Origin of the sequence: Mucilaginibacter flavidus (assembly GCF_024055575.1) — a bacterium.
Taxonomy (GTDB): domain Bacteria; phylum Bacteroidota; class Bacteroidia; order Sphingobacteriales; family Sphingobacteriaceae; genus Mucilaginibacter; species Mucilaginibacter flavidus.
On record NZ_JAMXOE010000024.1, the window covers coordinates 1 to 22,283 of the forward strand.

The following is a 22,283-nucleotide window of genomic DNA, read 5'->3' on the forward strand; positions in this document are numbered from 1 at the left end:
TATCACCTAAACAACAATACCCGGCAAACTTGCCGACATCGTTTTAATCAATAGTTCAAAGAACAGCTGAACAGGCTCACGACTGTATAATATTACAAATAGTTGCGCAACGGTCACCTCTCCAAAGGAGAGGGTTCTAAAAAGGAAATTTCGAAGAGCGAAGCTTAAGTCCTCTCCTTTGGAGAGGATTTAGGTGAGGCGAACGAAAGGTTTGTGGTTACGCTTTCTTATCGAACTCACGTTAAATTCAATGGGAATGCCTTGAGCAGGTTAAGACTCAAGACTTCCGACTCAAGACTATTGACTTAGTCAATGCACCACCGGTACCCCGAAATCTGTCTCCCGTAGCATGTTTATCAGCGTGTCGATCTTTACCGGTTTGGCTATGTAATCGTTCATACCTGCTTTTATGCAAATTTCACGATCTTCCAGCATGGCATTGGCTGTCATGGCAATAATTACCGGTTGTTTTTTATGATGTTTTCTTATTTGGCGGGTGGCTTCAAGTCCGTCCATTTCGGGCATTTGCACGTCCATTAAAATAAGGTCGTAATCATGCTCGTCAAGCATTTTAATAACCTCAACGCCGTTTACGGCCAAAGCCGCCTGGTAGCCCAGTTTCTCCAACACTTTCAATATCATTTTTTGATTGATGGCATTATCTTCGGCAACCAAAATGTTTAATGGTTTTAATACCGCAAATTCTTTATTTAGTGTATGCTGTGTAGTAAACACCTGTTCCTGGCTTGCTGCCGACAGTTGAAATTGCCCAATAATAATTTTCTCGAGGTGCAGCGGTTTAACTGGTTTGGTTAACACCGCAGTAAACAAGCCCGGGTGATTTTTCTGTGCCTCGTCGCCCATCGAACTCAATAAGATAATGGGCATTTCTTTATAATTGCTGCGGATAGCGGTGGCTAACATAATGCCGTCCATATCTGGCATTTGCATGTCTGTTATTACAAAGTCGACTTTCAGCCCATTTTCCAGTAAACGCATGGCTTCTATGCCATCCGGCGCCATTATTGGCACCAGTTGCCATTGTTCCAGTTGAAGTTGTAAAATACGCCTGTTGGTGCCATTATCATCCACAACTAACACTTTTTTACCTTTTATCGCTTCACGGTTTGTTGTTTGAATGCTTGTGTTTTTATCGTGGTTTACCAAACACTTTATGGTAAATTTAAACGTTGTGCCAACAGCTGGGCTGCTAGTAACTATTATATCGCCACCCATAAGGTTTACCAACCTTTGGCAAATAGCAAGGCCGAGGCCGGAGCCACCATATTTACGCGTGGTTGATGAATCTACCTGCGAAAATGCTTCAAAAAGCTTTGGTAACTTATCGGCAGGTATGCCAATGCCGGTATCGCGAAGTTCGAATTCAAGTTCTACTTCGTCAGCCTTTAGTCGCCTTACAAGTTTTACACCAAGGTAAATCTCGCCATGATGGGTAAACTTCATGGCATTTCCTAAAAGGTTTAGCAACACCTGGCGCAGCCGCATGCCATCGCCGATTAGATCAAGCGGTAAACCTGGTTCGACATAATAAATTAAATCGAGCCCAAGTTCGGCGGCTTTTCCCGAAAACAAGTCGAGCACCTCTTCCATGCAGTTCCGTAAATCGAAATTATGCAGGTCGAGCTCCATCTTGCCCGATTCAATTTTCGAAAAATCGAGTATGTCATTAATAACGTTCAGCAAGGCTTCACCGCTGTGTAATATGGTCTGCGAGAATTCACGTTGTTCAGCATCAAGGTTGGTTTCATTTAAAAGTGCCGCCATACCCAATACGCCGTTCATGGGGGTGCGTATCTCGTGGCTCATGGTTGCCAAAAACACGCTTTTGGCCTGGTTGGCTTGTGTCGCTTCAATGCTTGCCTTTTCTGCTGCTTCCCTGGCTTTTTCGGCTTCTTCGCGCGATTTACGTTCATCCTCTGTCATCCGGGCCAGTAATACAGTACGCTCTTCAACCTGCTTTTCCAGCTCCAGCTGGCGTTGCTGAATAGCTTTTACTCTCAGTTTAAATATTCCGTATATTATGGCAACCACCGCCACGCAAACCAATAAAATAAACCACCACGTGTACCAAAACGGTGGAACTATGGTTATCCGCAAGGTATCTTTCACCGGCGACCAAAGGCCTGCGCTGTTTTGATATCTTAATTTAAACACATAATCGCCTGGGGGGAGGTTGGTGTATGATGCGGTTGTTTTGGTGCCAACAAAGTTCCAGTCGGCGTCAAAATTCTCCAGTTTATAGGTGTATTGCTTTTTGTCTGTCGCCCCATAATCAAGTGCGGCGTACTCCAGCGAGAAAACTGACTGTTTATAGGATAAAATTATAGATTTTGTATCAGCAATATCACGTTTTAAAGGTGATGGGTCGCTGCCGTTTTTTGCAATTGTTAGCGGCTTGTTAAATAATTGGAACGAGGTTATTACTACCGGTGAAAATGCAATCGGTTTTAATATTTGCTGTGGATAAAACGCGTTAAAGCCGTTAATGCCGCCAAAATACAACCTGCCATCCTGCGCTTTTAACGCCGAGTGTGGCTTAAATTCATCGCTCTGTATACCATCTTCAGTGGTATAATTTCTGAATGAATTTGTTTTAGGATCGTAAGCCGATAAACCGCCGTTGGTGCTTATCCAAAATTTGCCATAATCATCCAGTTGTATAGCATAGGTAATATCGCTCGGCAGACCTTCTTTTTTTGTAAAAACGGTAAAATGTCGTGTTCTGGGGTTAAAGACATCTAACCCCGATAGTGTAGACAACCATAAGTTACCATCTCTATCCTCAAAAATATCAGTTACGCCATTATTGCTGAGGCTGTTTTTCGTCTCATCATGCTGAAAATGGGTAAATGTGCCTGTTTTACGGTCGAGTAAGTCAAGGCCGGCATCTGATGTGCCTATCCATAAATTGCCCTGCCTATCCTCATGCAAACTGTAGATATAATTGCTGCTTATCCCTTTGGGGTTGTTGATATCAAGTTTATAATGAGTGAAACTTTTTGTTTGCTTATCATAACAATCCAGCCCACCACCAAAAACGCTTATCCACGTTTTATTATCGCGGGTGTGTATCATGTTGTACACGTTATTTCCGAGCAAGCTATTAGGATTAGCCGGATTTTTGGTTAGGTAAGTAAACTTTTGCGTTTTTTTATTTAAAATGCTGATGCCATTGCCCCAGGTGCCCACCCAAATATCGCCGTCACGGTCCTGGTTAATAACCAGCACATAATTACCTGCTATGCCACCTGAAACACCTGGTACTTGCTTATAGTGGCTGAATGTGCCATTGTTGGGGTCGAATTTATTTAAGCCGCCGCCATCGGTACCTACCCAGATCTGTTTTTCCCTGTCCTGGAAAATTGCCAGCACATAATCGTTCGACAAACTTGCAGGGGAGGAGTTATGTCGATAAAGTGTAAAGCTGGCTGTGGTTTTTTTGTACAAATTTACGCCTCCGCTAAACGCCCCCAGCCACATGTTGCCCTGTCTGTCGCTGCAAATACCGTAAATTGAATTGCCATTAATGCTGTTGTTGTCAACCTCGTCGTGCGTATAAGTGGCAAAGCGGCCTGTTTTTGTATCGAGGATGCAAAGTCCGCCATTTTCAGTGCCTATCCACAATTTGCCATCAGCGTCTTTATTTAAACAGTAAATGGTGTTGCTTGATATGGAATTTGCGTCTTTGTCGTCGTGCTTGTATTGTTTAAAAGCTTTAGTGGTTTTATTAAACAAAAAAAGGCCGTCGTCTTGCGTACCTACCCAAAGTTCATTATTATTATTTTCGATGATGGAGATAACGTTGGCCGCCAGAGTAGTTTTGCCTGATGGCTCCCTAAATGGAAAATTGGCAAATGAATTGTCGGATCGGTTGTATAGACTCAGGCCCCCCGACAGCGTACCAACCCAAATCCGGTGGCCCGAATCTTCAAACACTGTACGAACATTATCATCCGCCAGGCCGCCGGCATCTGCCTTATTGTGTATATGATGCTGAAAAGTCTTTGTATGAATATCAAAGCAATCCAGCCCCCCGTTTTGCGTTGCTATCCAAAGTTTGCCGTTATGGTCGAACGCCAGCCGGTTGAGTATATTATTTGTCAGGCTATTGGGGTTATGTGCACTATGCATGTAACGCACAAAGGTGCCCATGTTACGGTTGTACATATTCAGGCCGCTTTGGGTAGCTACCCATATGTTGCCGTCGCTGTCTTCCGCAACGTCAGTAATCATGTTATTGCTTAGGGTCCGCTCGTTTTTGGCGTCGTAACGAAACCGGGTGAATTTATAACCATCGTATTTGTTTAACCCATTGCGGCTGCCAATCCACATAAAACCACGGCTATCCTGTATAATACAGTTGATATTGGCTTGCGACAAGCCATCCCGGGTACTGAAATGTTCGAATTTAAGACTCGATTTTTGCGTAAAACCTGTCTGAGGGAAAAATAAAAACAGCAAAAACAATACACACACAAACGTTTTCACTATGCCGAAGCCTTTCACCATTTAACTGAATTAAAAGAAGGTTAATGCTTACCGGGGAATAAGCATTTATTGGTATAATATTGATTAATGCCTTTTACGTAACGGGAACGGAAAGGTTATGTTTTTGTTACATCAGATGAAAGTATAAATAAGAGACACTGAAGTAATTACGCAATTTGAATGGCGGCGTTGCTAATGTTAATCACTTCGTCCAATATTCCCCAACTTTCAGCCTAAATCCACCATTTGAATGGTGATTTTAATTTGCTAATTTCGCAGCTTCATAGCACACGTCCGTGTGCATTGTGATAAGGTTTAGGTTAAAACCCCCGAGCAGCGAGTGTAAGGGGGTTTTTATTTTATTATTATCCAGGCGCATACTTGCTTATTATTTTCTCAAATAATAAATTGCAGTTTGCAGATTTTGAGCAGGTGACCGCACATCTTTCAACGCGTACCGACTATATTTTGTTTTATTTTATATCTTACAGTGGTCTTTATTATTGCGCATATTTAATTGCAGAAAAAAAGGAAAATGACTATTTTTAATATTTTATAGATTGAAATGCTATGCATAAACTTCAAAAATTGCTGATAAGCCCTTCTCGTGTTTACGGTTGGAGTATTATTGGTTTCCTGGTAATACTCTGCGCGGGTATCCCCATTTTAAATTTGGATAATAAAGGGCAGGTGCCATTTACCCATTTTTTTATTGTGTTGGCTGTTTATATGGTAGTATTATTTGCACTCAGCATACTTACTACTATAGTTTACTGGGCCTGGTTTAAACAATATTGGTACATTAATTTAGTTTTAGCGGCAAGTTCGATTTACGTGATTGATTTGTACCTGCTCGGCGGCCTGCTAACCGGCGAATAAACATTTTGTTAATATTTGGCCTTAAGTGTTCGGCAAAAGCCGTATTTTTAAATAAAAATACAGGCCCCACTTATCATGCCTAACGAAAAACAACTATCCCCTAAAGAAAAAAAAGAGCTAAGCTACACCGAAAAAGTTTGGTATACGGTAGGCATCGTTGCGGTGGTGGCTATAGTGATACTGATAGCAAGGGTGGCTTTCGGGGTGTTGCTGTTGGCGCTGGCCGGTTGTCTTATCTCAGTTTATTTTCATGGCCTCGGCGATGTTATTCAGCGGAAAACAAAGTGGCGCCGCGGCATTTGTATGCTTATTTCCATAGCCGGGTCATTTATAATTTTAGGTTTTTTGTTGTGGTTTATGGGCAGCAAAATCCAGGCCCAGGTGTCTGAACTGAGTGATACCTTACCGCATACCATCAGTAATGCCAAACTAAAGCTTGCCGAAACACCGTTGGGCCGTAAGGTATTGGAAGCCACATCAGGTGGAAACCCTGATAAGCTAGTCGCTACGGCCAGCCAGTTTTTCAGCACCAGTTTTGGTATACTGGGCAACATGTATATCATCTTGTTTTTGGGGATTTTTTTTACCGCAAGCCCATCGCTTTACAAAGATGGTTTAATATTGCTCATCCCGCCCAATCAAAAGGATTTAGCCCGTAACATCATTAACCGCACTAGTTTATCGCTTAAAGGATGGTTAAAGGGCACTATGATATCAATGGTGTTATTGAGTATTTTGATGCCCATAGGATTAAGCATTATGAATATACCACTGGCGCTGGTACTTGGCCTTTTGGCAGGGTTACTGGTAATTGTACCAAACTTCGGTTCGCTGGCGGCAATGATACCCGGCGTGCTGCTGGCCCTTACCATAGGTACTGATACTGCCATTATTGTAGCGCTAATTTACATCGGCGTGCAAACGCTTGTGCAAAATATTATCGCGCCTATTATCCAGAAAAAGATGATAAATATGCCGCCGGCATTAACAATTATCGGGCAGCTGGTTATGGGGGTGCTGGGTGGAGCAATGGGGATAATTATGGCAATGCCCGCCCTTGCCGTAATGATGATTTTTGTCGATGAGATTTATGTGAAACGAATTAACCCGGAGTGAGGAGTCCTAAGTCCGGAGTCGAAAGTCTTGAAATTGCTTTTGACTTGAGACTAACGACTTTCGACTCAAGACTTCCCCACCAATTACATCCTTAACCGTAGTGAAACTGACCTGCCAAGGGCCTGTACAAGGTCAGGATCCAACGATTTTTGCTCGTCTTTTTGAACCCAAACGCGTTGGTCATTTTTTATCAAAGCAATCTTTTCTCCGTTTACAATCAATTGCAATTCAGTGGTATACTGGTTAATTATCTTGCTGTCTATTATTTGATAAACGTAGTCCTGGTCGTTATAAGTTATTCGCAGTGGCAATCCCATATTCTAATCCTCGGCAGTAAAGATAAATTTTAATTGCTATTATCCTTGAAATTATCACAATGATATTTGGGTTGCAAGTGGAAGAATGAGAAAACAGGGGCAATTTTCCATGCCCGGCGGCTTGTTCCAACTTGTTCAAACATGTACAAGCCCTGAATTGCTTTCCGCCATACAATCGCCTTAATTTGATAAATAAAACTAACCTGATTAATGGAAACACTTGCAAAAACCGGTCGCATTTTTTATGGCACCATGATAGCCTGCCTTGGTGCGCAACAAATCCCATACGCGGACTTCAGACCGGTAATATTTCCTCCATGGCTGGCAACAATGCCCGACCTGGCGGCTTTGGCTTATCTTTCAAGCGCGCTATTGATACTTTGCGGACTCGCCATCATCTTTGAAAAAAAAGCCCGTGAGGTGTCGCTGGTTTTAGGCGGAGTATTTTTATTATTAATATTATTTGCCCAGGTGCCGTTCGAGTTGATAAAAGACCCATATTACAAACATTTGGGTGTATGGATCAATCCGTTAAAAGAGCTGGTGTTTGCAGATGGGGCGTTTGCAGTTGCTGGTATCTACCCGCCAGGCAATAAGGAGGGGAAGTTGCTGCAGGTTTTGGACAAGTTTATTCCATTGGCCGGAACTTTTATGTCGATAACCATGATATTATTTGGTGTCGATCACTTTCTTTATGTAGATTTTGTGGTGAAATTGATGCCGGCATGGATGCCCGGCCCGGTGTTCTGGACTTATTTCGCCGGTGTAGCGCTTATCAGCTCGGGCATTACAATTATATTGAAAATTAAATTGAAATTATCTGCCATCCTGTTGGGCGTAACGATATTCCTCTGGTTTATTTTGTTGCACATCCCACGCGCAATTGCCGACCCTTACGGAGCGCAGGGAAACGAACTGACAAGCGTATTTGAGGCCCTTGGCTTTAGCGGGATTGCTTTTATGGTTGCAGGCGGATACAATAGCTGGAAGCAAACGAAATAGCTGTCAATAGTTTTGAATTATACAGACTAAAAGGTTGCTTTGATACTATCTTGCAAGTCTTTAGAAATAAATGGCGGTCCCGAAAATGTGACTCATCCGCACATTCATAATCCGCACATTTGCATATCAGAAGCTTATTCTGCCTTTTTTTCGGTGTGGCTAACGTAGTAAAATACGATGCCTACAAAAGTGAAGATGATACCAACAAATAATGGCCACTTAGCTGTCATGCCGCTGCCGCCGATGGTCATAGAGTCAGAATCAACCGGGTTAACTACATCTTTGTAGTAAACTATTAAACCGATAGTGATAATAATGCCAATTACAATAAGAAATACGCTAACTATTTTCATAATACTTTTTGCTAACAAGGCTGCCCGGCAGCGGCGGTAAAGTTAGGATTATTTTGAATAAATTTTACGTCGATTTGTTAATTTGAAAATTTGAAGATGCGGACTGTGCTTTTTTTAAACTTTCATTTTAAAATCATCAAATTTTCAAATCATTCCACGAAACTAATAAAGCCGGTATACGTATACATAGCTAATTAATTTACTAGGCTATGTATACGCACCCTGAAATTGAAGAGATTTTAAATGGCACCCGCCCGGAGTTTTTTACCCCGAATGCCGTGATGTTGCAAAATGCGGCAACTCTTTTAAATTATATCGACGATATTAACCTGGAGCGCACCGGTAAATTTGAACAAACCCCTGCAGAAAGCCTGTACCTCTTATGGACAGCCGAGGACCTGGAATTTCATTTGGAGTGCCTGAACGATGGCCGTATACTCTATACGTTTCGCAAAGGCGGTTATGGCAGAGGCAACGGCTGTGTCAGCATCGATAAGTTTATCCCTATACTACAGGATTACCTGCTAATGAGCATTTGGTAACTAATATTTTACACCCGCGGCAATTTTATATTTCCATTGTTTACACAATCGGCCTAAATTAGGTAACTGAAAGTCGCACCTGTTACTTAATCATATTAGCCTTGCTGTTACGGCGTTTTACATTCTTTTTTGTTTTGTTACTGCCTGTATTTTGCTGTTTTGCACAGCAAGTAACAGAGCCTGTAAATGGGCACACACTAGCTGATACATCTGCCGCCCGCCTCAAAGATTGTTTAACAGCATATTTCAAAAAGTACCCTTCCGAAAAAGTATTTGTGCACACTAACCAGGATGTGTACACCAGCGGTGAAACTATTTGGTATAAAGTTTATGCTATGGCTTATGGTAAGCCAACGGCCCTTAGCCACATTGTTTACCTGCAACTTACTGATACGGCCGGCAACGTTATTATGCAAAATAAGCTGCATATAACTAATGGTACTGCACATGGTAATCTCGATATCAATCAGCAACTAAAGTCTGGTTGGTACCGGCTAAGCGCATTTACAGCATGGATGATGAATTTTGACAGGGACGGGTATTATCAACAAAAAATATTCATAAAAAATCTTGCCGATTCAACCAGCATCCAGGTAAAAAAAACCGCTGCTAAAAAAACCTTACACCTTGATTTTTACCCTGAAGGTGGGGAAATAATAGACGATAACATGTCGAACATTGCGTTTCGCGCCTATGACAGCGATGGCGTAGCTGTAAACGTCGCGGGGGTTGTTACCGATAATACCGGTACAACTGTGGCGCAGTTTAATACGGTTCACGATGGTATGGGGCAGTTTGCTATCAATGCATTTGCCAATAGTACCTACACGGCATCGGTGCAGTTTGCCGATGGTAGCACCCAGCAGTTCGAATTGCCGCCGATAAAAGAAAATGGTATTTGTCTTCGTGCGAGCCAAAACGAAAGTACTGTAGCGCTTAAAATTGCCTATGTGGGGGCACATTTAAAGTTTGCAAATTGTGTGCTTGTCGCCTTTCAAAACAACGGAGCGGTAAGTTCGTATCCTTTAAAGTTAAAGAGGGGCGCCAACCTGTTTAATTTACCTAAAGCAGGGTTTGTAACAGGGATATTAAGGTTAACTGTTTTTGATGGTGATAAAATTCCCTGTGCCGAGCGTATAGTTTTTATAAATAAGCACGATATACAGCCCACGGCGATAAAGCCGGATACACTTTCATTTGCTCCGGGAGCTTATAATTCATTCTCGACTGCATTGAAAGACGAAAACGGCCAGCCTATAAACGGCAGCTTTTCGGTATCGGTTACTGATGCAGGAGCTTTTGATAAAACTGCCGCCGGGCAAAATATATTTTCGGCTTTGCTGCTTAGTCCCGAGCTGAATGGCGAAGTGAATACGCCCGGTTATTATTTTAAGAACACAAGCGACTCGTTGGCCCGGCAGCTTGATTTAGTAATGCTTACCCGCGGCTGGCGGCATTTTGTTTGGCAGAAAATATTAAGTGGCTCCAGCGAGGCTATAAAATATCCTGTAGAGAATTCGCAGTACGTCGCCGGTAAGATAACGGGTTACAAATCACCGGGAGGCTTAAAAGATAAAAGCCAGGTAAAAATATTGGTGATGAACCAGGATTCGTCCAAATTTATTGGTTATGTAACCCCTGATAGCAGCGGCAGCTTTATCATAAAAGATTTTAATCACGCGGGTTTGTCGGATGTTTATTTACAGTCGACGGATAAAAAAAATCAACCTGAAAAGCTAACGGGTAAGTTATTTGGAAACATTAGTGATAGTTTAAAACGGGCAAAGACCGACGGATTTGCACCGGAAGTTCCACCTGGAATAAGCAGCTATTACATTGCCGGTTCAAAAGCCGATGAAAATACACGTTTTAAAAACAACGTTATTATACTAAAAACGGTAAAGATAAAATCAACCAAAACCACACCGACCGAGAAACTCGTTGACGATCATGTATCTCCGCTCTTTCATTCAAACCGGGAGTTTACTTTGGACCTCGTAAACAACCCAACCCTCAATATTGGCCTTGTTAATTATATAAGGGGAAGGTTTCCGGGGTTACAAATTATTGGGGACAATACCCAAACGGTTTTTTTATACCGGGGAGGTAACAGCCTGCCGAAGCCAAATAAGCCTGCCGATGTAACCGAAAGCACCGGCATGCAGGCCGAAATGGGCATAGGCGCTGATAAAAGCCAGTTGCCTTATTTTTATCTTAACGAGGTTCCGGTAGATTTTACAGCTGTTAAAGATATTAATTTGGAGGAAGTGGCCATGATCAGGTTTTTGCCTCCGCCTGTAAGTTTTGCACCTTTTAATGGCGGCAATGCGGGTACAATGATGATCTATACAAAAAAACAAGCCGACGAAATAAAAGCGATGAAGGGAATGGCCGGTTACGACCATTTTATTTTTAACGGTTACAGCGTTTCCCGTGAATTTAGCGCCCCGGATTATAGCAAGTCAGGTTTCGGTAAAACCACAGATAGCCGCGCCGCATTATATTGGAACCACGACATCGGAACCAATAGCAGTGGCGTTTTAAAATTCCGTTTTTACAATTCAGGCCGGGCCAATAAGTTCCGGATTATTTTGCAGGGAATGGATACGGAAGGCCGACTGTTTTATGCGGAACAGGTTTTCTGAATCGGGTTTACTTCGATGTCCACTTAAACCATTTAATGCCCATAAAGGCAAATACAATGGTGTAGCCAAGTGTTACCAGCAACGCCATCGATGCTTCATTGTTCCATTTGGCGGGCTCCATTCCGGCTGCAACGATGGTTTTTACTGTACCATACGGCGACCATACGATGATGTCGTGAAGTATTTTCCCTGCATCCGCTAAAAGCAATTCCCCAAACATGCCCGACATAATAAATACAAAGTAGATTAACCTGCTGGTTGCATTCACCGTTTCCGGACTCCGGATACCACCAACAATAGCCTGGCCAACGCTTAAATAAACCAGCCCCCCTGCAAGTGAAGTAAGATACGATAATGCATATCCACCGGCCGTCAGTTTTACTCCGTCGAATTCATAGCCTGCAATAAACACGAAAGTTGCAATCAAAAATATCATGCCTAACTGTACGGCTATACGGCTCCCCATAATAGTCCAGGCGGGTAAAGGACCCACCCTAAGCCGCTGGAAAATTCCTTTATCGCGGTCCCGCGCTATACTGTTCGAGTATCCCATCAGCCCGGTTGCTATCAGGCCAATTGTAATACTGTTTGACAGGACAAAAGGGCCGCCAAGCTTTGGGATAAGGCCCTTCCATGATACCAGTATTATAACCGGCACAATCAACGTCAATATCACGGCACGCCGGTTGCGCCATTGCGTGGTGAGATCGGCACGTAACAATGTTTTTAATATGGTTGAGGTTTTGGGTATCGAAGTTTCCATGAGGAATTAATTGGTGAATCAAAGATTTTTTGTTTATTGATTGAATTACCCGCGTACGGCTTTACCGGTCAATGCAATAAATACGTCTTCCAGGGTTACACGGCCCCGGCGCGATACTGCAATAACTTCAGGGTCGTTGCGATGCTTGTCGACCATGGCTTGCGGAGTGTCAATTGCTATAACACGCCCGTGGTCAATGATGGCTATACGGTCGCAAACCGATTCGGCTTCTTCCATTGAGTGCGTGGTGATCAATACTGCATGGCCTTTATCGCGGATGGCATCTATGCGCTCCCACAGTTGCCGGCGCGATTGCGGATCTAACCCTGTAGTAGGCTCGTCGAGCAATACCAGTTTTGGATTATGAATGGTTGCAATTACCAACGATACTCTTTGCTGTTGCCCACCCGAAAGCTGCCCGAATTTCTTCGTAGCCTGGTCTTCCAGGTTAATCTCGCGAAGGATACCAAGCAGGTCGTTTTTGCTCATAGGTACACCGTAAATACCGGCATAAAGCCGCAAAACCTCTATCACATACAATTCTGTTTGAAAACTGGTGGATTGCAATTGCACACCTAACGATGCACGAGCATGTAATGGTTTGGCTACCGCATCGTTCCCGTCGACGATGATAGTGCCGCCTTGCGGTTTTAACAATCCTTCAACCGCGCTTAAGGTGCTGGTTTTGCCGGCGCCATTTGGCCCTAGTAAACCAAATATTTCGCCCCTGCGCACGCTGAATGATACGTTTTGTACTGCATTAAATTTACCATAGCTAACGCAAAGGCCGTCAACCGTCAATATGTTGTCCTCTTTCATTTAAAATAAATTCAGGCATGCAAGCTAATAAAATTACAGTGGTTTGGCATCTGTTTTAATTTCTTCCGGCTCGTCGGCTACTTCACGCTCAACGGTGATGGTGCATTCGGTAACTATGGCGGCCAAAGCGCCCACCGCAGCAAACATAGGGGCAATCAAAACGCCAAAAACGCCTACCGTTAGGGGGAAATTTAGCAGGTCTTTCCCCATTTTATCGCTGATGATAATCCTTGTTACGTTACCTTCTTTTATCAGTTCCTTTATTTTCGCCATCAGCGATTCGCTGTTGATGGAGAATGTTTCTTTTGTGGTCATCTTAATTTATAGTTTAAAGGTGAGGTTTTAAATTTTATATACTTTGGAGACAGTTAGCTATCAGAATGTTACATGGAAAGTTAAAATAATTGTAGCAAACTTTTGTAGAGACGCAATACTTTGCGTGTCAGAACAAGGCGTTAGTCTCCAACCTTAAACCCGCCCACAATACCATCCATTCCCACCCAAACCGGATGTTTATAATCCTGCGGCGAAATTTCGATTAACAGGGCTGTCTGGTTTATTGCTGCATATCTGCGCAAATGTATGCTCCCGTTTAAAACCAACGGCTGCTTATTTAAAAAATTAATAGTGTTGATTTTAGTTTCATACGTATCCATGTCGCCATTTGCAGCAATAATTTTTGTTACCTGGATCTGCGTAAAGGCGCGGTTGCCAGTGGGGCTTTCTTTTTGATTAGTGAAATATAGCCCGGTATAATATTGAGTAAGGTATCGTTTTAATGAATCGGCATTGATAACCGGCGCCCCTTCAATAAACCAAACAAAAGTATACGACCAATAATCCTCACTTTTAATATCGCCCCATCTGGGTGTAAAACGGATTTCTTCCATACCCTTAAATGGGATCGATGGGGCAAATCCAATAGGAAATGATATTTTTTCCTTGCCCCAATTTTCGGGATGCGGCAGGGTGTATCCCGGTTGCTGGCACTGTGCTTTGCCAGCAAAAAGTAAAAAGCAGAATAGTAGCAACGCTTGTTTCATAATGGTATGAAATTACAATATAATTGTAATAGCGGCCGGCTTGCCGGCATTAATTTATGTTAAAACCATTTTTATGATAGCAAGAATGTGGCACGGCATGGTGCCCAGAACTAGGGCCAAAGCCTACCACCAGTTTTTATTACAAACAGGCCTGCACGATTATGGCCAAACTAAAGGCAACAGCGGTGTATTCCTGCTAAAGCGCGATGAGAACGAAGTAACCCACATTTACACGCTAACCTTTTGGGACGACTATGAGTCGATAAAGCTGTTTGCCGGGGACGATTATGAAAAGGCCCGTATTACCCCGAGGAGGATTACTTGCTCGAGTTTGAACCTATGGTTTCGCATTTTGATGTTTTAGAGAAACCTGAATACCTGGAAAAGCACGGTGCGGCACATTAGCAGCTGTTTTTTATTGCTTCTCTGGTTTCCATTCCCAAACCTGCACCGCTTGCGGTGCTGTATTTGCTTTGCCCTCTCCATCCACCTGCGTTACTTTCTGCACAAATAAGTCCAACACCTTTTTGTCCTTCCAAAGTTCGGTATCATAAGTCGGTTCCCATTCACCAACCGGTACCTCGTTTAAGTCCACTGTTCGCCAATTGTCAGTTGTAAGATTATAATTAGCAGCCACCGAAACTCTGTTTCCACGTTCAGCATCGCGAAAAATTAAAGCAGCAGCAGTAGCCTTGCCATGTTGCCAGGCCTCAATTTGCGGGCGCGATATGGGGATGCTTTTAGTGCCGCCGCCGCTCAGGCTAAATGCCGTTTTACGAAAACCAAGGCTTTTGCTTCGCCACTTACCGTTGGCGTTATAAACTATATGATACTGCGGCACAGCCTGGCCCGAATCGCGCCAGTAAGTAGCAATAAATGGATGGCCCGCGTCATCAGTACACATGGATGTTTGGTTAATCAGCTCGCTTTTTTGGGGAATAATATCTGCATATTCTGCATTAGCAGCAGTAATCGGCAGCTTGTATTTTTCACTGGTTGATTTTTCCCAGGTAATGCCGCAATCTTTTGAGCAGGCATAACACATATCATGGTTACTAGCCACATCAGGACTTTCGCGCCACACCCACGAGAGGTGGATGACGCCCTGTTTGTCAACTGCCATTTGCCAGTAGGCATTGCGTTTCCCTTCACCATCAATAAGGTTACTTTGAATTTGCGTCCATTTTTTGGTAGCTGTATTGTACTTGTTAATTACCAGGTTGCCATTACCCGAAGCGCCATCGCGATAAAGAAATAATAAACCACCTTTTGATAGTTTATAAAACTCGGGGTAAGTAACATGGCTTTCATTGGCGCCAGTCATTTGCATTTTGGCTGACAATGTTAAACTACCCGGTGCAATACCTATAGCATAGTTTAGTGGCTGGTTATGATGTCCCCAAACCAGGTGCAAATAACCGGCGTCATCAACCATAATGCAAATATCTTTATGGGCATCGGCGGCATCTCCTTTGTATTGGGTACGGGTGGTTTGCCAGCTGGTCGCACCGCTTTGCCTCTTAGCCAGTATAACAAATTGGCCGCTATCATAATAGGCGGCGTACTGTATCCCTTTAAAAGTTACCAGCGAATTTTTACGAAAGATTACAGCATTTACAGAATTGTTTGCCCAGCCTTTGCCAATGGTCGTAATTTTTAGTTGCTGGGAATAGGCGGAAAATGTGACTGCTAATATTAACAGTACATAAAAGTGGCGTAGGCAGTTTGGCATAGTATCAAACTTACGAAGTTTTTAAAACTTCGTAAGTTTTACCGGTACGTAAGTTGTACTAAAATTTAATTCCCCTCAAAAACGCCCCAATATCCATTTGCTTTTTACCTTCCAGCTGTACTTCGGTTAAGTACACATAACCATCCTGCGCGGCAAATTTAAGATATGTCTTGTTATCGGTTAAAAAGCCACCGGGCTGTATGCCGGGTTCGGCAATTTCAAATTCAGACCGGTATATTTTTAATATCTTGTCGTTCAGCAAGGTGTATGCAGCGGGATAGGGGCTAAGTCCGCGTATTTTGTTGTAGATGCTTTCTGCGGGTTGCAGCCAGTCTATCAGGCAATCTTCTTTAAATATTTTAGGTGCATGCTTTAATTCAACACCGTCACCGTCAAGCAACGCCGACTGAAGGTGCACGTTATACCTGCCGCTTTCAATACCTTTTACAGTTTTTACCAGCAGGCCTGCCCCTTTATTCATCAGACGGTCGTGCAATTCACCTGCTGTTTCATGGCCTGTTAGTGTTACCTTTTCGGTAAACAATACATTCCCGGTATCAATTTCGTGCGACAAGAAAAACGTGGTAACCCCACTTTCTTTTTCGCCATTAATCAGCACCCAGTTAATAGGCGCGGCGCCGCGGTATTGTGGTAATAATGATGCATGCAGGTTAATGGTTCCGCGGTACGGCATGTTCCAAACTACCTCGGGCAGCATCCGAAACGCCACTACAACCTGCAATTCAGCCTTAAGCGATCTTAACTTCTCTAAAAACTCAGGATCTCTAAGCTTTTCTGGCTGTAATACTTTTATTCCGTTTTCAACCGCATATTGCTTCACCGCCGACTCACTCAGCTTTTTACCCCGGCCGGCAGGTTTATCCGGCGCGGTAATCACCGCAACAATATCACACCCTGCCTTTATCAGGGCATCTAACGATGCTACCGCAAACTCGGGCGTACCCATAAAAATTATTCTCATAAGCAATTAAAACGCTGACCTCTAAAGTTAGCAATAAAAATGCACCCCTGCTAATAATCCCGCAAAAATTAAATGCAATTGTTAGCAATTTTACACTAATGTAAATTAGGTGAATTTTCAGGATGATACCCTGCTAGTTGAATTAATCGCAAGAATCACGGATAAATCAAATACTTAGCCCTCATCGTTTTATACCTGGTTAAGCCCGGTTCCCAACTGGCGCGTATTTCAGCCTCAGTTTTTCCTGCTTCTATTTGTTTACGCAAATCGGTGGTGCCGGTGAGTTTGGTAAAGTAGGCATTAAAAAAATGGTCTTTATCCGGCAGGGCCTTGTACAGTTCAAGCAACCAGGCCAGGTTCAGTTTGCCGCTGGTGTAAATGATGTTGGTGTCGTAATTTTTGAGGTCGATGCCGTAACAAAGTTTGTTTTTTTGTGGCGGGTCTTCGCTCATACCTTTAATGCTGATCGGTGTAAACGAATAGTTGTATTTGCCTGCCAGTGCCGGGTGTCCCAGTTGCAAAAATGGCGACATAGTACCCCGACCCAAACTAAAGGTCGTCCCCTCAAACAAACAAACCGATGGATATAGCAAAATTGATTTGGCTGTATTTAAGTTTGGCGAAGGGTTTATCGGTAGCGTATAGGGCGTTTTGTGGGTATAGTTGGCCACTTTAATAATTTTCAGCTTACATTGTTCATGATTTTTAAGCCATCCTTCGCCATTCAGCATTTGGGCGTACTCGGCAGTGGTGAGGCCGTGCACAACGGGGATGGGGTTCATGCCGACAAATGAATGATAAGCGGTATCCAATATCGGTCCGTCAACATAAAAACCGTTGGGGTTGGGCCTGTCCAATATCATCAGCTCGATGTTATTTTCGGCGCAGGCTTCCATTACATATTGCAGGGTACTCAGGTAGGTGTAAAACCGCGCGCCAACATCCTGTATGTCGTAAATCATCAAATCAATCCCCGCCAAGTCTTCTGCAGTAGGCTTGTAGTGTTTGTTGCCATAAATGGATATCACCGGTAAGCCGCTCTTTGCATCAATGCTGTTATTTACCTCGGCGCCATTACTGGCATCGCCCCTGAAACCATGTTCGGGCCCGTATATTTTTTTTACCGTGATGCCGAGCTTCAGCAGGGTATCAAGACTAAGCGTTTTGTTTTTTCCGATAACCGACGTTTGATTAATAACCATCCCAACGTTTTTGCCGCGCAGGTAATTGATGTACAAGGCTGTTTGGTCAGCGCCGGTTATAATTGCCGGTTTGTTCGCCCGTGTTCCATCAATATTTCGTGGCGTCGTTGCCGCGCACGATAACGAGCAGGCAATGATGAAGATTTGTATTAAGACAGATATTTTTTTCATAAGTAGATTTTTTGACCACAGAGAGCTCAGAGAAATCACAGAGAGAATAGAGAAAAATTTGTATGGTTTCAAGTATTAGCTATTCCTCTTTTTTTAATCTCTGTTACTCCGTGCCTCCTTTGCGGCCTTCGTGGTGAAACTAACCCGCAAGTTGTTTCAATAAATATAATTACTGCTTTTTAACCACAAAACCGCATATTTGCGAAGGTACAAAAAAACCATTTGCATTGAGTTTCGCCTATTTTATAGCCAATCGTATAACGTTTAAATCAAAGCGCACATTTTCAAAATTAATTGTGCGCATAGCCATAATCGGCATTATGCTGGGTTTAGGCGTTATGATACTTACGCTGGCTATTGTACGCGGCTTTAAAGATGAGATAAGGGAGAAAATCCGCGGCTTCTCGGGTGATATCCAAGTAGTGAAATTTGACTTAAATAACTCCTACGAAAACTCACCCTTCGCGGCCGATGATAAATTTGAAAAAAAGGCGAAAACACTTAATAACATCAGTACCGTTGCACCCTTTGCCATTAAGCCGGGCATTATAAAAACGCAAAGCGAAATTGAAGGCGTGGTGCTTAAAGGTGTTGATAAAAACTACAACTGGGCGTTTTTTGGCAAAAACCTGGTCAGCGGCAAGGTGATGGATTTTACCGATACCACAAAGTCCAAACAACAGCTCCTGATTTCGCAGGTTACGGCCGACAGGCTGCAACTTAAAGTTGGCGATAAAATAAAGATGTTTTTTGTGCAGGAATCCATGCGCTGGCGTCCTTTTACCATCAGGGGTATTTTTAGCACAGGTATTGAGGAGGTAGACAAAACCTATGTGATTGGCGACCTTGCCCTGATTAACCGCCTCAACAACTGGAAACCCGGTGAAATTGGTGGCTATGAAATACAGGTTAATAATTTTGATGATATCAATGAGTCGGCAAACGCTGTTGATAATGCGCTGCCCACGCACCTGAAAACATACACCGTTATGGAGAACTATGCGGTTATTTTCGGCTGGCTCGATTTGCTCGACGGTAATACGACGGTAGTATTAACACTGATGATTTTGGTTGCGGTGATAAATATGATATCGGCCCTGCTGATTATGATTGTAGAACGCACCCCGATGATTGGCATTTTGAAAGCTATGGGCGCCAATAACTGGGCCATCCAAAAAGTATTTCTGTACAACGCACTTTACCTTATCGGCATGGGCATGTTATACGGCAATTTGTTTGGTTTCGGAATAGGCCTGTTCCAATCCTATACCCACTTTTTCAAACTCGACCAGGCATCATACTACATGAGTTTTGTACCCGTTCAGTTTAACTGGGTCGAAATCCTGCTGCTAAATGCGGGCACATTGGTAGTTTGTCTGTTGGTAATGCTAATACCATCGATGCTGGTAACCCGCATTGAACCGGTAAAAGCGATACAGTTTAAGTGATGTTAGAGATTGGTTAATTGATGAATAAATTATAAAAATTCCGCAATCGGTACTCCACACTCCTTAGTTCAACCTGTAACTTACCCCAAACCTCATCAACTCACTGTGCGCTTCAAAATTCGCATCGCCAATTATATTCCCCTGGTAATTGGTGAGCCCGTGCGCGTATGATGCATTAAGACCAACCCTGTTATAAATAAGCGCTGCGCCAAATTTAATTCGCACATCGGTAGGTGCTTTATCATGCTTTAACCCGGTTTGTACCGTGGTGTTATTGCCGTCGGTTGTGGTTGCCTTGCCGTTTTCGTAGGTGGTAAGGGTAAATCCCAAATCAATACCAGGCATTAAATCAAGCTTAATGTTTTTTAGGCCGATGCGGTAACCAATGTATGGACTCACATTTAGGAACTTGTTTTTTAAATAAGTTTCGCCTCTTGCATCAACTGGTGGCGCCTGCACAAAATTAGCCCCGGGCAGGTAATCGTATGAGGTGTTGTAAAGCAGGATTCCGTTAATATCGACCTTGCTTTTCAATGCCTCGTAACCCGCCTGCAACCCGGCGATAAAGCCGCCTTTGCTTACAAACTGCCCCTGTAAACCGGCGCCATAACCAAAACCACTCTTGTTGCCATACGGGTTGTTTGTATAGTTTGATATTTTGGGCTGGCCCTGGTGAATATACGATTCAGCCGTTGCCGATTTACCGGCATAACGAAAGAACCCTGAGTTTGCCTGTACCGAAAACTCAATTTTTTGCGCATAAACACCAGTCAGAATGAAAAAAAATGATAAGGTTAAGGTAAATGCTTTCATTTATGCGATGATAGGAAATTAAACTTAAGGTTTACGCCTCCGGCGCCAAAGCGCAGGTCCTGCGAGCCCATGCCAGCAAGCGGGTATTTCAAAAACGGCTCAATAATCAGCCTGTTTTTGCCAAACGGATAACCTACCCCAAAAGCCACATTTAGCGTTTTTGCAAAATAGAAACTGTTAAAACTGTTTCCGGTAGTTTGATCCCTGGTGGCCTGTAATGATGACGACAGGAAAGATGGGTAGTTATACTTATACGAGTACGATTCATTAATAAAAGTGCCGGAACTTAACCCCAGTGAAACGTACGCATCGGATTTGTCGGGATTGATCTCGTATTTCAAATTTAAAGGCACATCAAGCCCTACCAGGCTGGCGTTATAGTTTTTAACCGTTGGCGTTGAGGCTGCAGTAATATTTGCCGCCTGCACGCCATATGAGGACGGCGTAGTTAAATTGCTTTTTGCGGATGCCAAAGCCGTTGGGAAGCCGCCATAACTCATTGAGTTTTGGGCAATAGATATACCGGTTACCACTTTTAAATTCTTGCTTATTTTTATGTCTGATGTTACTCCTGCGCCTAAATTAACCTGGTTGTCGCTCCCTTTCGAGTAATTGAAATAAGTACCCGCGTACACCCCGAACTTTACTTTTTTGTCGGGCACATCAGCATCTTTTTTATTCGGTTGCTTTCCTTTGTCGGTGGCAAACATGTCCATAATAGTTTTGGCAGGTTGTTTTTGCTGCGCGATAACCGGGGCAGGTGTTTTTGCCGCATTAGGATTGTTTATCGGCACATCGGGAGTTGCCGAAGTGTTTGCTGCCGGATTTTTCGGTAATGCTGCAACTGCAGGGGTATTGATAGGTGCCGCTACATTACCGGGTATTTGCTGGAAATTAGCTGGTTTTTTGGTCGGCTGATTAATAGCAATTTGATTACCCGTGTTATTAGGCGCAACAGCAGGCTTAACCAAGGCAGCCAGGTAGTTACTGTCGGGCGCGGTATGGTGATGCCTGTTAATGGCCATGTTATGGTAATTGCTCGTTGCCTTGTTTTGAACAGAGGGGGCGGAGTTGTTCGCCGTATCTTTCTCTATTTTTTTAATCGCTAAATTTTCATGCTTTGGCCGCTGAGTTACCTTTTTTACAATTTCATCTTTTGGCTGGATGTGTTTTCTGTTCATCCAAAGCCCAATACCTAAAAATGCCAGTAAAATTGCGGCAGCACTCCACCATAGCCAGATGATGCCGCGCCGCTTCTTCTGCGCCGGAAACTTCTCCCGCAGCAGCAGCCAGCCTTCATCGGCAGTAGTGTCCTCGTAGTTGTCGAACACTTCCCGTATGCGGTTCTTTAAGTCGTTATCCAACTGATCGTCCATGGTTATGTGTTTCTGCTCGTAATAAATTCCTTAATTTTTCTTTAGCCCTGCTCAGGTAAACCCTCGAGGAACTTTCGGGTATAGCCAGTATTTTTGATATCTCGTCATGACTATAACCATCTACTTCGTATAAATTGAAAATGGTGAGTTGAATGGGCGGCAGTTGCTTCATCAGCTTTAAAATGTCCTGCACATTTAAATTTTCAATAGCGCTAACACTGTTGCCAATAGGCATTGCATTTTCAATTTCAACATGCATCTGAAATTTCAATTCCTTTCTGCGGCGGTCAATAGCGGTATTAACTATAATAGTGCGCAGCCATGCTTTAAATGGCCTGTCGCTACTATAATTTTTTATACTGTTAAATACTTTTATAAAAGCGTCATTTACAACCTCTAAGGCATCGTCGCGATTAATGCTGTAGCGCAAGCTAATACCCATGGCATAGCCATAAAACTGCTTGTATAGCAATTCCTGGTACTTTAAGCTGCCTGTTTTGCACTTGCCAATTATTTCGTCTTCAGCAATGCCGCGCGGTTGATGCATTAAATATGTTTAATTCAGCTCAAA

20 protein-coding genes are annotated in these 22,283 nt (G+C 43.2%); 7 read left to right on the forward strand and 13 right to left on the reverse strand.

Going from position 1 to position 22,283, the window contains the following annotated elements:
• Positions 1–309: 309 nt before the first annotated feature.
• Complete coding sequence (locus NAF19_RS24815) at positions 310–4,530, reverse strand: hybrid sensor histidine kinase/response regulator (protein ID WP_252793056.1); 4,221 nt, start codon at positions 4,528–4,530, stop codon at positions 310–312.
• A 549-nt stretch (positions 4,531–5,079) separates the two neighbouring features.
• Between NAF19_RS24815 and NAF19_RS24820 the strand changes: the two genes are divergently transcribed.
• Together NAF19_RS24820 and NAF19_RS24825 are read left to right on the forward strand one after the other, a co-directional pair.
• A complete protein-coding gene (locus NAF19_RS24820) occupies positions 5,080–5,388 on the forward strand; it encodes a hypothetical protein (RefSeq protein ID WP_252793057.1) in 309 nt (102 codons plus the stop codon).
• A gap of 75 nt (positions 5,389–5,463) precedes the next feature.
• Positions 5,464–6,504, forward strand: coding sequence for an AI-2E family transporter (locus NAF19_RS24825; RefSeq protein WP_252793058.1), 1,041 nt, complete (start codon positions 5,464–5,466; stop codon positions 6,502–6,504).
• An 83-nt stretch (positions 6,505–6,587) separates the two neighbouring features.
• Here NAF19_RS24825 and NAF19_RS24830 read toward each other — a convergent pair whose 3' ends face one another.
• Positions 6,588–6,821, reverse strand: a complete 234-nt coding sequence (locus NAF19_RS24830; protein ID WP_252793059.1) for a hypothetical protein — start codon at positions 6,819–6,821, stop codon at positions 6,588–6,590.
• A 210-nt stretch (positions 6,822–7,031) separates the two neighbouring features.
• Between NAF19_RS24830 and NAF19_RS24835 the strand changes: the two genes are divergently transcribed.
• Positions 7,032–7,823, forward strand: coding sequence for a hypothetical protein (locus NAF19_RS24835; protein ID WP_252793060.1), 792 nt, complete (start codon positions 7,032–7,034; stop codon positions 7,821–7,823).
• Between the two features lie 134 nt (positions 7,824–7,957).
• Here NAF19_RS24835 and NAF19_RS24840 read toward each other — a convergent pair whose 3' ends face one another.
• Positions 7,958–8,176, reverse strand: coding sequence for a hypothetical protein (locus tag NAF19_RS24840; RefSeq protein WP_252793061.1), 219 nt, complete (start codon positions 8,174–8,176; stop codon positions 7,958–7,960).
• Between the two features lie 209 nt (positions 8,177–8,385).
• Here NAF19_RS24840 and NAF19_RS24845 point away from each other — a divergent pair, with 209 nt between their 5' ends.
• Both NAF19_RS24845 and NAF19_RS24850 read left to right on the forward strand, forming a co-directional pair.
• Positions 8,386–8,718, forward strand: a complete 333-nt coding sequence (locus NAF19_RS24845; RefSeq protein ID WP_252793062.1) for a hypothetical protein — start codon at positions 8,386–8,388, stop codon at positions 8,716–8,718.
• Between the two features lie 101 nt (positions 8,719–8,819).
• Positions 8,820–11,363: a hypothetical protein gene (locus NAF19_RS24850; protein WP_252793063.1), complete on the forward strand. Its 2,544-nt coding sequence runs from the start codon at positions 8,820–8,822 to the stop codon at positions 11,361–11,363.
• A 7-nt stretch (positions 11,364–11,370) separates the two neighbouring features.
• On the opposite strand, the gene NAF19_RS24855 is transcribed toward NAF19_RS24850, so the two are convergent.
• The 4 genes from NAF19_RS24855 to NAF19_RS24870 form a co-directional block, all read right to left on the reverse strand.
• A complete protein-coding gene (locus NAF19_RS24855) occupies positions 11,371–12,126 on the reverse strand; it encodes an ABC transporter permease (RefSeq protein WP_252793064.1) in 756 nt (251 codons plus the stop codon).
• 45 nt (positions 12,127–12,171) lie between these two features.
• On the reverse strand, positions 12,172–12,945 hold the full coding sequence (locus tag NAF19_RS24860; protein WP_252793065.1) for an ABC transporter ATP-binding protein: 774 nt from the start codon (positions 12,943–12,945) through the stop codon (positions 12,172–12,174).
• A gap of 33 nt (positions 12,946–12,978) precedes the next feature.
• Positions 12,979–13,260: a DUF4342 domain-containing protein gene (locus tag NAF19_RS24865; protein ID WP_252793066.1), complete on the reverse strand. Its 282-nt coding sequence runs from the start codon at positions 13,258–13,260 to the stop codon at positions 12,979–12,981.
• Positions 13,261–13,400: 140 nt separating this feature from the next.
• Positions 13,401–13,988 carry a hypothetical protein gene (locus tag NAF19_RS24870; protein WP_252793067.1) on the reverse strand — a complete coding sequence of 196 codons (588 nt, stop codon included), beginning with the start codon at positions 13,986–13,988 and terminating at the stop codon, positions 13,401–13,403.
• Between the two features lie 73 nt (positions 13,989–14,061).
• Between NAF19_RS24870 and NAF19_RS24875 the strand changes: the two genes are divergently transcribed.
• Positions 14,062–14,352, forward strand: a complete 291-nt coding sequence (locus NAF19_RS24875; RefSeq protein WP_252793068.1) for a hypothetical protein — start codon at positions 14,062–14,064, stop codon at positions 14,350–14,352.
• Positions 14,353–14,403: 51 nt separating this feature from the next.
• Here the strand turns inward: NAF19_RS24875 and NAF19_RS24880 are convergent, their stop codons facing one another.
• The 3 genes from NAF19_RS24880 to NAF19_RS24890 form a co-directional block, all read right to left on the reverse strand.
• The gene (locus NAF19_RS24880) at positions 14,404–15,720 is read right to left on the reverse strand and encodes a BNR repeat-containing protein (RefSeq protein WP_252793069.1); all 1,317 of its coding nucleotides are present in this window, start codon (positions 15,718–15,720) and stop codon (positions 14,404–14,406) included.
• Between the two features lie 58 nt (positions 15,721–15,778).
• A complete protein-coding gene (gene fmt / locus NAF19_RS24885; RefSeq protein ID WP_252793070.1) occupies positions 15,779–16,702 on the reverse strand; it encodes a methionyl-tRNA formyltransferase in 924 nt (307 codons plus the stop codon).
• A 155-nt stretch (positions 16,703–16,857) separates the two neighbouring features.
• Positions 16,858–18,075 carry an exo-beta-N-acetylmuramidase NamZ family protein gene (locus tag NAF19_RS24890; protein WP_252793071.1) on the reverse strand — a complete coding sequence of 406 codons (1,218 nt, stop codon included), beginning with the start codon at positions 18,073–18,075 and terminating at the stop codon, positions 16,858–16,860.
• A 227-nt stretch (positions 18,076–18,302) separates the two neighbouring features.
• On the opposite strand from NAF19_RS24890, the gene NAF19_RS24895 reads away from it, so the two are divergent.
• A complete protein-coding gene (locus NAF19_RS24895) occupies positions 18,303–19,523 on the forward strand; it encodes an ABC transporter permease (protein ID WP_252793072.1) in 1,221 nt (406 codons plus the stop codon).
• 63 nt (positions 19,524–19,586) lie between these two features.
• On the opposite strand, the gene NAF19_RS24900 is transcribed toward NAF19_RS24895, so the two are convergent.
• The 3 genes from NAF19_RS24900 to NAF19_RS24910 are packed head-to-tail and all read right to left on the reverse strand — an operon-like array spanning position 19,587 to position 22,259.
• The gene (locus NAF19_RS24900) at positions 19,587–20,336 is read right to left on the reverse strand and encodes a hypothetical protein (protein ID WP_252793073.1); all 750 of its coding nucleotides are present in this window, start codon (positions 20,334–20,336) and stop codon (positions 19,587–19,589) included.
• Entirely contained in the window at positions 20,333–21,712 is a 1,380-nt protein-coding gene (locus tag NAF19_RS24905) for a hypothetical protein (RefSeq protein ID WP_252793074.1), read from the reverse strand. The genes NAF19_RS24900 and NAF19_RS24905 overlap by 4 nt, the downstream gene beginning before the upstream one ends.
• Complete coding sequence (locus NAF19_RS24910; protein ID WP_252793075.1) at positions 21,693–22,259, reverse strand: RNA polymerase sigma factor; 567 nt, start codon at positions 22,257–22,259, stop codon at positions 21,693–21,695. The genes NAF19_RS24905 and NAF19_RS24910 overlap by 20 nt, the downstream gene beginning before the upstream one ends.
• Positions 22,260–22,283 lie beyond the last annotated feature (24 nt).

Bases quoted from the DNA above. Each gene is read 5' to 3' on its own strand.
- NAF19_RS24880 (WP_252793069.1), bottom strand. From the start codon at position 15,720: ATGCCAAACTGCCTACGCCACTTTTATGTACTGTTAATATTAGCAGTC.
- NAF19_RS24875 (WP_252793068.1), top strand. From the start codon at position 14,062: ATGATAGCAAGAATGTGGCACGGCATGGTGCCCAGAACTAGGGCCAAA.
- NAF19_RS24830 (WP_252793059.1), bottom strand. From the start codon at position 6,821: ATGGGATTGCCACTGCGAATAACTTATAACGACCAGGACTACGTTTAT.
- NAF19_RS24835 (WP_252793060.1), top strand. From the start codon at position 7,032: ATGGAAACACTTGCAAAAACCGGTCGCATTTTTTATGGCACCATGATA.
- NAF19_RS24820 (WP_252793057.1), top strand. From the start codon at position 5,080: ATGCATAAACTTCAAAAATTGCTGATAAGCCCTTCTCGTGTTTACGGT.
- NAF19_RS24860 (WP_252793065.1), bottom strand. From the start codon at position 12,945: ATGAAAGAGGACAACATATTGACGGTTGACGGCCTTTGCGTTAGCTAT.
- NAF19_RS24865 (WP_252793066.1), bottom strand. From the start codon at position 13,260: ATGACCACAAAAGAAACATTCTCCATCAACAGCGAATCGCTGATGGCG.
- NAF19_RS24870 (WP_252793067.1), bottom strand. From the start codon at position 13,988: ATGAAACAAGCGTTGCTACTATTCTGCTTTTTACTTTTTGCTGGCAAA.
- NAF19_RS24815 (WP_252793056.1), bottom strand. From the start codon at position 4,530: ATGGTGAAAGGCTTCGGCATAGTGAAAACGTTTGTGTGTGTATTGTTT.
- NAF19_RS24910 (WP_252793075.1), bottom strand. From the start codon at position 22,259: ATGCATCAACCGCGCGGCATTGCTGAAGACGAAATAATTGGCAAGTGC.
- NAF19_RS24905 (WP_252793074.1), bottom strand. From the start codon at position 21,712: ATGGACGATCAGTTGGATAACGACTTAAAGAACCGCATACGGGAAGTG.
- NAF19_RS24840 (WP_252793061.1), bottom strand. From the start codon at position 8,176: ATGAAAATAGTTAGCGTATTTCTTATTGTAATTGGCATTATTATCACT.
- NAF19_RS24890 (WP_252793071.1), bottom strand. From the start codon at position 18,075: ATGAAAAAAATATCTGTCTTAATACAAATCTTCATCATTGCCTGCTCG.
- NAF19_RS24845 (WP_252793062.1), top strand. From the start codon at position 8,386: ATGTATACGCACCCTGAAATTGAAGAGATTTTAAATGGCACCCGCCCG.
- NAF19_RS24900 (WP_252793073.1), bottom strand. From the start codon at position 20,336: ATGAAAGCATTTACCTTAACCTTATCATTTTTTTTCATTCTGACTGGT.
- NAF19_RS24825 (WP_252793058.1), top strand. From the start codon at position 5,464: ATGCCTAACGAAAAACAACTATCCCCTAAAGAAAAAAAAGAGCTAAGC.
- fmt (WP_252793070.1), bottom strand. From the start codon at position 16,702: ATGAGAATAATTTTTATGGGTACGCCCGAGTTTGCGGTAGCATCGTTA.
- NAF19_RS24855 (WP_252793064.1), bottom strand. From the start codon at position 12,126: ATGGAAACTTCGATACCCAAAACCTCAACCATATTAAAAACATTGTTA.